This is a genomic window from Kitasatospora sp. NPDC054795 (assembly GCF_053611565.1).
The window spans coordinates 90,402-103,406 of the sequence record NZ_JBSHAP010000006.1; the positions used below are offsets into that span (position 1 = coordinate 90,402).

The 13,005-nt window shown below is 73.9% G+C and carries 11 protein-coding genes; 6 read left to right on the forward strand and 5 right to left on the reverse strand.

Annotated elements, in window-relative coordinates:
- Positions 1–58: 58 nt before the first annotated feature.
- From cbiE to ACWGJO_RS03885, 5 genes are all read left to right on the forward strand, one after another.
- On the forward strand, positions 59–1,297 hold the full coding sequence (gene cbiE / locus ACWGJO_RS03865; protein ID WP_452181993.1) for a precorrin-6y C5,15-methyltransferase (decarboxylating) subunit CbiE: 1,239 nt from the start codon (positions 59–61) through the stop codon (positions 1,295–1,297).
- Positions 1,294–2,055 (forward strand): precorrin-4 C(11)-methyltransferase, encoded by a 762-nt coding sequence (gene cobM, locus ACWGJO_RS03870; RefSeq protein WP_359901657.1) that lies wholly within the window; start codon positions 1,294–1,296, stop codon positions 2,053–2,055. Before cbiE ends, cobM begins: the two co-directional genes overlap by 4 nt.
- Positions 2,055–2,792, forward strand: a complete 738-nt coding sequence (locus tag ACWGJO_RS03875; RefSeq protein ID WP_452182026.1) for a cobalt-precorrin-6A reductase — start codon at positions 2,055–2,057, stop codon at positions 2,790–2,792. Before cobM ends, ACWGJO_RS03875 begins: the two co-directional genes overlap by 1 nt.
- A gap of 143 nt (positions 2,793–2,935) precedes the next feature.
- Entirely contained in the window at positions 2,936–3,439 is a 504-nt protein-coding gene (locus ACWGJO_RS03880) for a DinB family protein (RefSeq protein ID WP_452181994.1), read from the forward strand.
- A 107-nt stretch (positions 3,440–3,546) separates the two neighbouring features.
- Positions 3,547–4,053 carry a protein-tyrosine phosphatase family protein gene (locus ACWGJO_RS03885; protein WP_452181995.1) on the forward strand — a complete coding sequence of 169 codons (507 nt, stop codon included), beginning with the start codon at positions 3,547–3,549 and terminating at the stop codon, positions 4,051–4,053.
- A 33-nt stretch (positions 4,054–4,086) separates the two neighbouring features.
- On the opposite strand, the gene ACWGJO_RS03890 is transcribed toward ACWGJO_RS03885, so the two are convergent.
- Together ACWGJO_RS03890 and ACWGJO_RS03895 are read right to left on the reverse strand one after the other, a co-directional pair.
- A complete protein-coding gene (locus ACWGJO_RS03890; RefSeq protein ID WP_452181996.1) occupies positions 4,087–5,616 on the reverse strand; it encodes a UDP-N-acetylglucosamine 1-carboxyvinyltransferase in 1,530 nt (509 codons plus the stop codon).
- 211 nt (positions 5,617–5,827) lie between these two features.
- On the reverse strand, positions 5,828–7,096 hold the full coding sequence (locus ACWGJO_RS03895; RefSeq protein ID WP_452181997.1) for a cobalt-precorrin-5B (C(1))-methyltransferase: 1,269 nt from the start codon (positions 7,094–7,096) through the stop codon (positions 5,828–5,830).
- A gap of 331 nt (positions 7,097–7,427) precedes the next feature.
- Between ACWGJO_RS03895 and ACWGJO_RS03900 the strand changes: the two genes are divergently transcribed.
- On the forward strand, positions 7,428–9,167 hold the full coding sequence (locus ACWGJO_RS03900; protein ID WP_452181998.1) for a TIGR03767 family metallophosphoesterase: 1,740 nt from the start codon (positions 7,428–7,430) through the stop codon (positions 9,165–9,167).
- Between the two features lie 145 nt (positions 9,168–9,312).
- Here ACWGJO_RS03900 and ACWGJO_RS03905 read toward each other — a convergent pair whose 3' ends face one another.
- From ACWGJO_RS03905 to ACWGJO_RS03915, 3 genes are read right to left on the reverse strand one after another with little or no spacing between them, the layout of a single operon-like run.
- Positions 9,313–10,830 carry a precorrin-2 C(20)-methyltransferase gene (locus ACWGJO_RS03905; RefSeq protein WP_452181999.1) on the reverse strand — a complete coding sequence of 506 codons (1,518 nt, stop codon included), beginning with the start codon at positions 10,828–10,830 and terminating at the stop codon, positions 9,313–9,315.
- Positions 10,827–11,453 carry a precorrin-8X methylmutase gene (locus tag ACWGJO_RS03910; RefSeq protein WP_359901678.1) on the reverse strand — a complete coding sequence of 209 codons (627 nt, stop codon included), beginning with the start codon at positions 11,451–11,453 and terminating at the stop codon, positions 10,827–10,829. The genes ACWGJO_RS03905 and ACWGJO_RS03910 overlap by 4 nt, the downstream gene beginning before the upstream one ends.
- A complete protein-coding gene (locus tag ACWGJO_RS03915) occupies positions 11,450–12,823 on the reverse strand; it encodes a hypothetical protein (protein ID WP_452182000.1) in 1,374 nt (457 codons plus the stop codon). Before ACWGJO_RS03915 ends, ACWGJO_RS03910 begins: the two co-directional genes overlap by 4 nt.
- Between the last annotated feature and the right edge of the window lie 182 nt (positions 12,824–13,005).

A 13,005-nucleotide genomic window follows, 5' to 3' on the forward strand; every position in this document is an offset into this window, starting at 1 on the left:
TGCCCCGGCCAATGAGATTTCCTGCTCATCGGCCCATCGAACGACGAGGAGCCACCCGGTGCCCGAGCTGCCACCCCCGATCACCGTCGTCGGGATCGGGGCCGACGGCTGGCCCGGCCTCGCCGCCGGCTCCCGGGCCGCGCTGCGGGAGGCCGAGACCGTCTTCGGCGGCCCCCGCCAGCTGGACCTGCTCCCCCACGACGACGTCACCGCCGAGCGCGTCCCCTGGCCATCCCCGCTGCGCCCCGCCGTCCCCGGACTGCTCGCCGCCCACGCCGGCCGCCGCATCGTCGTCCTGGCCAGCGGCGATCCGATGTTCTACGGCATCGGCCGCACCCTCGCCGAGACCGTCGGCGCCGAGCGCCTGCGCGTCCTGCCGCACCCCTCCTCCGTCTCCTACGCCTGCGCCCGGCTCGGCTGGCCGCTGGAGGCCACCGAGGTGGTCAGCCTGGTCGGCCGACCTCTGGACGCCCTCTCCCTCGCCCTCCACCCCGGCAGCCGCCTGCTGGTGCTCAGCGCCGACGCCGCCACCCCGGCCGCCGTCGCCGAGCTGCTCACCGCCCGCGGCTTCGGCGGCGCCCGCCTGCGGGTACTCGAACAGCTCGGCGCCCCCGCCGAACGCCACCTCGACGGCCCCGCCGACGGCTGGCCGCACCCGCCCGGCGACCCGCTGAACGTCATCGCCGTCGACCTCGGCGACGGCCCCCGCGCCTCCCTCGTCCCCGGCCTGCCCGACGCCGCGTACGAGAGCGACGGCCAGCTCACCAAGCGCCACGTCCGCGCCGCGACCCTCGCCACGCTGGCCCCCTCCCCCGGCGGGCTGCTCTGGGACGTCGGCGGCGGCTCCGGCTCGATCGCCGTCGAGTGGCTGCGCGCCCACCGCGACTGCCGGGCCGTCAGCATCGAGCGCGACCCGGCGCGGGCCGAGCGGATCGTCCGCAACGCCGCCGCACTCGGGGTGCCCCGGCTCCGCGTGGTGACCGGCCCCGCCCCCGCCGCTCTCGCCGGACTCCCCACCCCCGACGCCGTGTTCATCGGCGGCGGCCTCACCGCGCCCGGCCTGCTGGACGCCTGCTGGGCCGCGCTGCGCCCGGGCGGCCGGATCGTCGCCAACACCGTGACGCTGGAGTCCGAGGCGCTGCTCACCGAGTGGTACCGGCGCCACGGCGGGGAGCTCGTCAAACTCGCCGTCGCCCACGCCGTCCCGGTGGGCGGCTTCACCGGGTGGCGCCAGGCCATGCCGGTCACCCAGTGGTCCGCCGTCAAGCCCGAAACCCCTCAGGAGAACGCCTCGTGACCGTCCACTTCATCGGAGCCGGCCCGGGCGCCGCCGATCTGATCACCCTGCGCGGCCAGCGCATCCTGGCCCGCGCCGAGGTCTGCCTGTACGCGGGCAGCCTCGTCCCGCGCGAGCTGCTGGACGAGTGCCCGCCCGGCGCCCGCCTGATCGACACCGCCCAGCTCAACCTGGACCAGATCACCGCCGAGCTGGTCGCCGCCCACCGGGCCGGCCAGGACGTCGCCCGGCTGCACTCCGGCGACCCGTCCGTCTTCTCCGCCGTCGCCGAGCAGATGCGCCGCCTGGACGCGGCCGGCGTGCCGTACGAGGTGGTCCCCGGCGTGCCCGCCTTCGCCGCCGCCGCGGCCGCGCTCAAGCGGGAGCTGACCGTCCCGACCGTCGGCCAGACCGTCATCCTCACCCGGATCGCCAAGCGCGCCACCCCGATGCCCGAGGGCGAGGACCTCGCCACCCTCGGCCGCAGCGGCGCCCTGCTGGTGCTGCACCTGGCCGCCGGCTACGTGGACGACGTGGTCGAGCAGCTGCTCCCCCACTACGGCGCGGACTGCCCGGCCGCCGTGGTCGCGATGGCCAGCCGCCCCGACGAGCTGGTGCTGCGCGGCACCGTCGGCGACATCGCCGAGCAGGTCAAGGCGGCGGGCGTGGTCCGCACCGCCGTCATCCTCGTCGGCCGCACGCTGGCCGCCGAGCAGTTCCGCGACAGCCACCTCTACTCGGCGGACCGCGAGCGCCCGCACGAGCCCTGCGGGGCGTGATGCGGCACGTCCTGATCCTCGGCGGCACCACCGAAGGGCGGGCGCTGGCCGCCGAGCTCGCCCCGACCGCGCACCGGGTCACCAGTTCGCTGGCCGGCCGGGTCGCCCAGCCGCGGCTGCCCGCCGGGGAGGTGCGGATCGGCGGCTTCGGCGGACCGGAGGGTCTGGCCGACTGGCTGCGCACCGAGCAGGTGGACGCGGTGGTGGACGCCACCCACCCGTTCGCCGCCGGCATCTCCCGGAACGCCGCCCTCGCGGCCGCCGCCACCGCGGTGCCGCTGCTGGTGCTGCGCCGCCCCGGCTTCACCCGCGTCGACGGCGACCACTGGCTCCCCGCCCCCTCCCTCGCCGCGGCGGCCGACCTGCTGCCCCGGCGCGGGGAACGGGTCTTCCTCACCGTCGGACGACAGGGCGTCGGCGCCTTCGCCCACCTGGACGGGGTCCACTTCCTCGCCCGCTCGGTGGACCCGCCCGAGCCCCCGGTACCGCCCTCGTTCGAAGTCCTGCTGGACCGGGGGCCGTTCACGATCCACGGCGAAGAGGCACTGCTGCGCGGACACGACATCGACGTCCTGGTCACCAAGGACAGCGGCGGCGCCGCGACCGCCCCCAAGCTGACCGCCGCGCGCGGACTCGGCCTGCCCGTCATCATCGTGGAACGCCCGCCGGTCACGGAAGGCGTCCCGGTCGCACCGGACGTCCCCGGCGCGCTGCGCTGGCTGGAGCACCTGGGCTAGCCGGCCCGGGCGCCAGCCGGAGCGGCGCTGCGACTGCTCACCGTCGTGCTGGCGCCCGCTCGCCGTCGTGTTGGTGCCCGCTCGCCCGGTCGCCCCGCGGAAATTGCGGGGCGGCCCCGGTGGACGTCGGGAAGGATGGCCCGATGACCGATGATCAGCGTACTCGGACTCCCCGCACCGCCGACGAACGCGCCACCCTGGCGGGCTTCCTGGACTACCAGCGCGACACCCTCGCGATGAAGTGCGCGGGCCTCACCGCGGAGCAGCTCCGCGCCCGCGTGCTGGAACCGTCCGGGCTCTCCCTGCTCGGGCTGGTCCGCCACCTCGCCGAGGTGGAGCGCAGCTGGTTCCGCAACGTCCTCGCCGACGAGGGCCTTCCGGGCTTCTGGAAGCACCCGGACGGGTCCTTCGCCGAGTTCGACGCCGACACCGCCGACCCCGACGAGGCCTTCGCGATCTGGCGCCGGGAGTGCGACCACGCCCGGGAACTCGTTTCCGCCGCCGAGTCGTTGGACGTCCTGGGCCACTACGGCGACGAGGTCTTCTCGCTCCGCTGGATCCTCACCCACATGATCGAGGAGTACGCCCGCCACAACGGCCACGCCGATCTGCTCCGCGAGCACCTCGACGGCACCACCGGCGAGTAGCACCGAACGCCACCGGGCGGCACAGCACAGGACGGAACCGGGCAACGCCAGGACCGGCACCGGACGCAGCGCCGGACGCAGCCCGACGACGAGGGAGCGAACAGAGCGTGCGGACCCGCCAGAAGGAACGCGACACCCCCGGGCCGTCCGGGCCCTGGAACGAGATCGTCCCCGGGCTCTGGATGGGCGGGCACTACTTCACCCGGCCCGGCGGCGAGCTGGAACTCGCGATCGTACGGGCCGAGTTCGACCTGGTGGTCAGCCTGTTCACCCGTTCCGGGCACGGTCCGGCACCGGGGGTGGAGCACGTCGTCCGGGAGGTGCCCGACGCCCCGCTCTCCCCCGGTCAGCTGCTCGCCGTCCAGGAGGCGGCCGAGCTCACCGAGGCGGCCGTCCGCCGGGGCCGGCGGACGCTGGTGCGCTGCCACTCGGGGTACAACCGCTCGGGCCTGGTGGTGGCGCAGGCGCTGATCGGCCTCGGCCATGAGTGCGGCGAGGCGGTCCGGCTGGTCCGGGAACGGCGCTCGCCCTGGGCACTGAACAACCCGGTGTTCGTGGACTACCTGGACACCGGGTTGGAGGTCGCCGTGCTGCTGACCGGCCTCAACGGGTGAGGCCGGTCAGCGGCATGACGTTCCGTCAGGTTCTCAGATGTCGCGGAAGGTCTCGATCTGGGCGCCGATGGAGTTGAGGCGCTCGGCGAGGTCCTCGTAGCCGCGGTTGATGACATAGACGTTGCGCAGCACCGAGGTGCCCTTGGCGGCGAGCATGGCGAGCAGGATGACCACGGCGGGGCGCAGGGCCGGCGGGCACATCATCTCGGCGGCGCGCCACCGGGTGGGCCCCTGGACCAGCACCCGGTGCGGGTCCAGAAGCTTGACGTCGGCGCCGAGGCGGGTCAGCTCGGTCAGGTAGATCGCGCGGTTGTCGTACACCCAGTCGTGGATCATCGTGGTGCCGTGCGCGGCCGCGGCGATGGCGGCGAAGAACGGCACGTTGTCGATGTTGATGCCGGGGAACGGCATCGGGTGGATGGTGTCGATCGGCGCGGTCAGCTTGGACGGGCGCACGGTGAGGTCGACCAGCCGGGTGTGACCGTTGTGGGCCCGGTACTCGGGGGTGCGGTCGTAGTCGAGACCCATGCCCTCCAGCACGGCGAGCTCGATCTCCAGGAACTCGATCGGCACCCGGCGGACGGTCAGCTCGGAGGAGGTGACGACGGCGGCGGCCAGCAGGCTCATCGCCTCCACCGGGTCCTCGGCCGGGGTGTAGTCGACGTCGCAGGTGATCTGCGGGACGCCGTGCACGGTGAGGGTGGTGGTGCCGATGCCCTCGATCCTCACGCCCAGCCTCTCCAGGAAGAAGCAGAGGTCCTGGACCATGTAGTTGGGCGAGGCGTTGCGGATGACGCTGACGCCGTCGTGCCGGGCGGCGGCCAGCAGGGCGTTCTCGGTGACCGTGTCCCCGCGCTCGGTCAGCACGATCGGGCGGTCCATCGGGGCGCCCGGCTCGACCGAGGCGTGGTAGGCGCCGCCGGTGGTGGCGACCTCCAGGCCGAAGCGGCGCAGCGCGGTCAGGTGCGGCTGCACGGTGCGGGTGCCGAGGTCGCAGCCGCCCGCGTACGGGATGGCGAAGTGCTGGGCGCGGTGCATCAGCGGGCCGAGGAACATCAACACGCTGCGGGTGCGGCGGGCCGCCTCGACGTCCATCGCCGCGAGGTCCAGCTCGGCGGGCGGGGTGAGTTCGAGGTCGCGGCCCTCGTTGATCCAGCGGCTCTTGACGCCGATGCTGGTGAGCACCTCGAGGATGCGGTAGACCTCCTCGATCCGCGCGACGCTGCGGATCGTGGTGCGGCCGGTGGTCAGCAGCGAGGCGCAGAGGATCGCCACGCAGGCGTTCTTGCTGCTGCGGACGTCGATCGCACCGGAGAGCCGGGTGCCGCCGGCGACGCGCAGGTGCATCGGGCCGGAGTAGCCGAGGGAGACGATCTCGCTGTCGAGGGCTTCGCCGATGCGGGCGATCATCTCAAGGCTGACGTTCTGCTTGCCCTGTTCGATGCGGTTGACCGCGCTCTGGCTGGTTCCGAGGGCCTCTCCGAGCTGCGCCTGGGACCAGCCGCGGTGCTGGCGCGCGGTACGGATGAGGGTGCCGATACGGGTGAGGTAGTCGCCTGTCACTCGCCAGACGATATCTCATGGTTGAGATGGCAACAGAACAGGGGTCCGGCGTGGCACTCCATTTGTCCGCTTCTCGCCCCGTATGGACGTCAGTTCTTCACATCACCAGGTGAGGTTGTCACGCCATCGTGACACTCGTGACAGTGTCACGGCCCCACGAGGTCACGGCCCGACGTCCTCACCGGCAGGCCGTGCGACGGGCGGGCAAGGGTCACGGCCCGAGCGGCTCCGCCCGGCCGACGACGGTGCCCGCCCGGTCGATGCAGATGACGTCCACCGCGACCGGCGAGCCCAGCAGCACGCCGAGCGCCGTCGCCCGGGCCGCCTCGGCGACCAGATCCCCGAGCGGCACCCCGGCCGCCCGGCACAACTGCACCGCTTCCAGTGCGGTGTTGGCGCCCGCGACCGCCCCGGCCAGCGCCACGTCGGCCCCGCCCCGACGGGCCAGTTCGGCCAAGTACCCCTTGTCCACCTGGGAGCGCGCCGAGTGGAGGTCGAGGTGGCCGGCCGCGAGCTTGGACAGCTTGGCGAAGCCACCCGCGATGGTCAGCCGGGGCACCGGGTGGCGCTTGAGGTACTTGAGCACGGCGCCGGCGAAATCGCCCATGTCCAGCAGCGCGTCCTCGGGCAGCCCGTGCTCCGCCACCGCGACCTTCTCCGAGGTCGACCCGGTGCAGCCGGCCACGTGGGTGCGCCCCGCTGCCCGGGCCACGTCCACCCCGCGGCGGATCGAGTCGATCCAGGCCGAGCACGAGTAGGGGACGACCACCCCGGTCGTGCCGAGGATGGACAGACCCCCGAGGATGCCGAGCCGGGGGTTCCAGGTGGAACGAGCGATCTCCTCGCCGTGGTCGACCGAGATCTCCACCACCACGTCCCCGCTGCCGCCGCGGGCGGCGGCCACCTCGGCGACCGCGTCCCGGATCATCTGCCGGGGCACCGGGTTGATGGCGGGCTCGCCGACCGGCAGCGGCAGCCCGGCCTTGGTGACCGTCCCCACCCCGGGACCGGCCCGGAACACCACCCCGGTGCCGGGCGCGCCGGGCCGTACGGTCGAGCGGATCAGCGCGCCGTGGGTGACGTCGGGGTCGTCGCCCGCGTCCTTGACCACCCCGGCCATGGCGGCGATGCGCCGGTCGGGGCCGGGCGCACCGGGCACACCGGTCGTACCAGTCGGCGTTCCGGCGGTGGGGTTCGCGGCGGCGGCCGACTCCTCGGCGGTGGCCGGCTCTCCGACGGTCGCCGGCGCATCGGCGGCGGTCAGTTCCTCGGCGGCGAGGGCGAAGGCGGGCTGCTGACCCTTGGGCAGGGTGATGACCACCGGGTCCGGGAACTCGCCGGTGAGCAGCGCGGTGTACGCGGCCTTGGTGGCCGCGGTGGCGCAGGCCCCCGTCGTCCAGCCGGGCCGCAGGCCGCTGCTCTTCAGCTGGCCGGCCCGGCCCCCTGCCCCGGCTCCCGCCTCGGCTCCCGCTGCGGCCACCTGCGCCCCGTTTCCGACGGCGCCCGCGCCGTCCTGCTCCGCTCCGGCGGCCACACCGGCCGCCGCCGCCGATTTTCCCCCACCAGGCCGGGTGGGACCCGACCGGGGTGGCGGCACCCGCGCCCCGCGCGGTGCGGAGGAATCCCGAGCACGAGCTGCACGGGGCCGCTGCCCCGCGTTCCCGAAGAGTTCTCTGCACGGGCCTCGCCCACCGTGCCTACCAGTGAGTAATCTGGCGGTCCGCCAGAAGCGGGTTCATGACAGACGTGGGCCCGGCCGGGGTCGAAGCGCCCCGCCGGGCCATCAGCATGTGGGGGTTTTTGTGGCAGGGATGAGTCGGCGTACGTTCCTCACCGGTACGTCGGTGGCCGCCGCCTGGTCGGCCTTGTCGCTGGGCGGCGCGCAGTTCGCCTCGGCCGCGGCGCGCGACCGGGCGCTGGCGACGACGGCCGAGCGGGCGGTCAGGATCACCGGGACCACGCTGGAGCAGGTGGCCACCCCGGTCGGCACCGGTGGCTACAAGCGGCTGACGGCCGGACCGGGCTGGCCGCTGATGGTGCGCGGCGACCTGGCGTCGGCGACCACCGGACGGGACGACCGCCGGACCGGCCTCGCCAGCTTCGTCCAGTTCAGCGACCTGCACCTGGTGGACACCGAGTCCCCGGTGCGCTTCGAGTACCTGGCCAAGCTCAACGGCAGCGCCTACCGGCCGCAGGAGGCCCTGAACGCCCGCGGTGTCTCGGCCCTCGTCGAGCGGGTCAACTCGCTCGCCGGCGGCCCCTACACCGGGATGCCGTTCAGCATGGTGATGGCCACCGGCGACAACACCGACAACCACGAGCTCGCCGAACTCGACTGGTACCTCAAGGTCATGGGCGGCGGCCGGCTGGCCCAGAACACCGGTGACCCGAGCCGCTACGAAGGGGTGCAGAACTCCGGCAACGCGGCCTACTGGAACCCCGAACTCTCCTACAGCGACGGCTACAAGGCGAAGGGCTTCCCGCAGATACCCGGCTTCCTTTCCGCCGCCGGCCGCCCCTTCGACGCGCCGGGCCTGCGCACGCCCTGGTACACCACGGTCGGCAACCACGACGACAGCATCGAGGGCTCGCTGCCGGACCTCGGACTGCTGAACGACCTGTACACCGGCCAGTACAAGCTGGAGGGCTGCGACGACGCCACGGCAGCCCAGCTGACGGACTCGCTGCGCCGCGACCCGGCGGGCGCCGTGCTGCTGCTGGCGAAGCTGATCGCCAGCGGCGACCTGGTGCGCAAGGTCACCCCGGACGAGCGCCGCCGGCCGTTCACGCTCAAGGAGTTCGCCAAGGCCCACCTGAACCCGGCGGTCACCGGCGCCGGCCCCTACGGGCACGGCTTCACCTCGGACATGGCCAACAGCGGCAAGCTCTACTACACCTTCCGCATCTCGGAGAAGGTGGTCGGCATCAGCCTGGACACCACCAACCAGGCCGGGTTCGCCGACGGTTCGCTGGGCACCGCGCAACTGCGCTGGCTGGAGCAGCAGTTGAAGGCGCACAGCGGACACTGGTACGACGCCGACGGACGCAAGGTGACCGGTGGGAGCACGGACGAGCTGATCCTCGTCTTCAGCCACCACACCAGCGGCACGATGGGCAACCTGCTGCCGGACCCGCGCAACATCTTCGAGGGGCGGCACGACGGCAACGAGCTGGTGGCACTGCTCCAGCGCTACCCGAACGTGGTCGCGTGGGTGAACGGGCACACCCACATGAACAAGATCACGCCGCACGGCCACGCGGTGCCGGAGCGGGCGTTCTGGGAGATCAACACCGCCTCGCACATCGACTACCCGCAGCACGGGCGGATCATCGAGGTCGCGGACAACGGGGACGGCACGCTCTCGCTGTTCACCACGCTGATCGAGTCCTCCGCGCCGTACGGGACGGACTTCGGCGGCACCTCGGACGCCAACCTCGCGGCGCTCTACCGCGAGCTGTCGTACAACGACCCGAACGGCCGGCCGACGGCGCTGCTGGGCACGGACGGGGACCACAACACGGAGCTGCTGCTCACCAAGCCGACCCGGTAGCAGCAGTCGGGGTCCGGCGAGCGGCGGCCGACGGGTGACGAGTGACGAGTGACGAGTGACAGCCGACGGCTGACAGCTGACGAATGACAAATAACGGATGACAGCGAACAGATGATGAAATCTGTTCGCTGTCATCCGTCGCCCGTTACTCCTCCGGGTACCGACGCGGCGTCCAGACGACCTCCACGCCGCCGCCCCGCTCGACCGCCCGGGTCTGCGAGGAGCCGATCAGCAGGACGGTCCGCATGTCGACCAGCGCCGGGTCCAGCTCGCCCAGCCGGACGATCCGCACCCGCTCGGTCGGGCCGCCGACGTCGCGGGCCATCACCACCGGGGTCTCCGGCGCCCGGTACTCCAGCAGCAGGTCCCGGGCGAGCCCGACCTGGGTGGTCCGGGACTTCGAGCCCGGGTTGTACAGCGCGAGCACCAGGTCCGCCCCGGCGGCGGCGCGCAGCCGCTTCGCCACCACGCCCCAGGGCTTGAGCCGGTCCGAGAGCGAGATCGTCGCGTAGTCGTGCCCGAGCGGGGCGCCGACCCGGGAGGCGGCCGCATGGGCGGCGGTCATCCCCGGGAGCACCCGCACCGGGACGTCCCGGTACGCCTCCTCGCAGGCGACCTCCAGCACCGCGGTGGCCATCGCGAACACCCCCGGGTCACCCGAGGAGACCACCGCGACGCGGTGCCCGCGCCGGGCGAGGTCCAGGGCGTACTCGGCGCGCTCCGACTCCACCTTGTTGTCCGAGCCGTGCCGCCGCTGCCCCGGCCGTTCCGGCACCCGGTCCAGGTAGGTGGTGTAGCCGACCAGGTCGGTGGCCTCGGACAGCGCGCCGCGAGCCTCGGCGGTCAGCCAGAGCGGCCCGGCCGGCCCGGTGCCGACCACGGTCACACTGCCGACGCCGTCCGACAGCCGGATCTCCGGCTCCAGCGGCGCGACCTTGCTCGGCAGCACCGCGACCGAGAAGTACGGCACCGTTTCGTCCTCGACCTCGGCGAGCGGCGCGACCCGCTCCCCCGCCATGAAGGCCCGCTCCACGTACTGCGCGTCCGCCAGCCGCCCGGCCCGTTCCAGGGCCCGGCGGACGGTCGGGAAGGTGCGCCCCAGCTTCATGATCACGGCCGAGTCGGCGGCCGCGATCCGCGCCGTCAGCTCCTCCTCGGGCAGCGTGCCGGGAATGACGGTGAGCGTCTCCTCGGCCTCGGTCAGCGGCTGTCCGAGCCGGGCCGCGGCCGCGCTGAGCGAGGTCACGCCCGGCACCACCTCGGTCGGGTAGCGGTGCGCGAGCCGCTTGTGCATGTGCTGGTAGGAGCCGTAGAAGAGCGGGTCGCCCTCGGCGAGGACCACCACGTCGCGCCCGGCGTCCAGGTGGGCGGCCAGCCGGGCGGCGGCCTCCTGGTAGAAGTCGTCCAGCGCGCCGCGGTAGCCGCCCGGGTGGTCGGTGGTCTCGACGGTGAGCGGGTAGACCAGCTTCTCCTCGATCTGACCGTCCGTCAGGTACCGCTCGGCGATCGAGCGCGCGATGGACCGCCCGTGCCGGGCGCTGTGGTAGGCCACCACGTCGGCCTTGCCGATGAGTTCGGCGGCCCGGACGGTCACCAGCGACGGGTCGCCCGGACCGAGCCCGACACCGTACAGCCGGCCCGTGGGGTTCTGATGCTCCGTCACTCTTCTTCGCTCGCAATCGCGTTGACGGCGGCGGCGGCCATCGCGCTGCCGCCGCGCCGGCCGCGCACCACCAGGTGCTCCAGGCCGGACGGGTGCTCGGCCAGGGCCTGCTTGGACTCGGCGGCACCGATGAAGCCGACCGGAACGCCGATCACCGCGGCCGGTCGCGGTGCGCCGGCCTCGATCATCTCCAACAGCCGGAACAGCGAGGTCGGCGCGTTGCCGACGGCGACCACCGCGCCCTCCAGCCGGGGCAGCCACAGCTCCATGGCCGCGGCGCTTCGGGTGTTGCCCATCTTCCGGGCGAGTTCGGGCACCGACGGGTCGGTGAGGGTGCAGATCACCTCGTTGTCGGCGGGCAGCCGCTTGCGGGTGACGCCGCTCGCGACCATGTTGACGTCGCAGAGGATGGGCGCACCGGCGTGCAGCGCGGCACGCGCGGAGGCGACCACACCGGGCGAGTACACCAGGTCCTCGACCAGGTCGACCATGCCGCAGGCGTGGATCATCCGCACCGCGACCTGGGAGACGTCCGCCGGAAGGGCGGCCAGATCGGCCTCCGCGCGGATGGTGGCAAAGGACTGGCGGTAGATGGACGCGCCGTCCTTCTCGTACTCGATCACTTCGTGGTCCTCCTGGCCTCGGCGACCGCCTCGGCCATCTCCTCGTTCGTCACGTCGACGCCCGTCGCGTCCTTGACGTCCACCGCATCGGCAGCCGTCGCACCGGCTCCCGCGGCGTTCACCGTCACCCGGTAGCCGCGCCCTGTGGCGAGCACGTCCACCCAGCGCCCGGCCGGGTGGCCGCAGCGCCGTTCACAGCCCGACCAGTGGACGGGCAGCACACCTGTGGGCCCGGCGCCGGCCCCCACCGCGAGACCCATTCCCGCCGCGGCACCGGCACCGGCGGCCGGCGCGGCACCCGCTCCCGCAGCGTCACCGGCACCGGCACCGGCGTCCAACGCCCGGGCCGCGTCCGAGCGGACGTCGGCCAGCGACTTGGCGCAGCCCGGCAGTCCGGTGCAGGCGGTGGCCCGCTCCCAGGCCGAGCCGGGCTCGGTGCGGAAGCCGGCCGCGGCGAGCGCCGGCAGCCGGTCGGCCGGAGCGCCGGGCAGCACCGCCCCGCGCCAGGGGGTCAGTCGCAGTTCGCCGGCCGAGGCGGCGACCAGCGTCCGCCACTGCCCGGCGTCCGCCCGGCCGAAGCGCAGTCCCACCGAGAGCCCGCCGGGCAGCGCGCCGACGGCGGGCGCGGCACCGGCGAAGGCGGGCAGCGGCACCGGGCCGGCCGGCAGCAGGTCGGGGACCTCGCGCAGGTGCCAGGCCTTGCGCCCATTGGTCCGCAGCGCCGCCAGGAAGGAGCGGGCCGCGTCCAGTACGGCCGTCACCTCCTGCCCGGCCTCGACCGGGTGTCCGCGGTCGGCTCGCCCGAGGCGCAGCAGCCGGGTGCCGTCCGGGCCTGCGATCAATGTCACATCGGCGTCGAGCGCGGCGACGTCGCCCCGCCCGTCGTCCAGCGCGAACAGGAACTTGCCGGAGAGCCCGGCCGCCCAGTCGCTCGCGCACAGTCGTGCGTCCAACTCCCGCACCCAGGCCTGTACATCGGCTCTGCCGGGGCCGCCCGCGGCGTCCAGTCCGGCCGCCGGTGAGGCGACGATGTTGCGGACCCGCTCGTGGGTGTCCGAGGGCAGCAGTCCGACGGCGCGCAGCCGGTCGGCGAGTTCGGCCGCGCAGTGCGGGGCCAGGCCGCGCAGCTGGACGTTGCCGCGCGAGGTGGTCTCCAGCTCGCCGTCGCCGAGGGCCTCGGCCGCCTCGGCGAGGGCGAGGGCCTGACGGTCCGTCAGTAGCCCCCCGGGCAGGCGGATCCGGGCGAGGGCGCCGTCGTCGGCCGTATGCAGACGAAGCGCTCCGGGGCAGGCGTCCGCACGCCCCCGGTCGGGCACCTCCCGGTCGGGTCCTGCGGCGCCCGGCGCGGTGGCGTCGGGTGTCGGTGGCATGGCGGCGAGCATACAGATGATCCGATCGCTTGCCTCCGTCCGCTGCATCACACCCAGGCCGCACCTCGGTCGCATCCCGGCTGCATCCCGGCCGCGCTCCGACCACCTCATCGGCTTCACCACCGGCCCCGCCCCCGCTTCGGCCCCGCTGTGCCCCCCGCCTCGGCCCCTCTTCGTCGCGC

Coding starts and splice junctions, on each gene's coding strand:
- ACWGJO_RS03875 (WP_452182026.1), top strand. CDS start 2,055: ATGCGGCACGTCCTGATCCTCGGCGGCACCACCGAAGGGCGGGCGCTG.
- ACWGJO_RS03880 (WP_452181994.1), top strand. CDS start 2,936: ATGACCGATGATCAGCGTACTCGGACTCCCCGCACCGCCGACGAACGC.
- ACWGJO_RS03900 (WP_452181998.1), top strand. CDS start 7,428: ATGAGTCGGCGTACGTTCCTCACCGGTACGTCGGTGGCCGCCGCCTGG.
- ACWGJO_RS03915 (WP_452182000.1), bottom strand. CDS start 12,823: ATGCCACCGACACCCGACGCCACCGCGCCGGGCGCCGCAGGACCCGAC.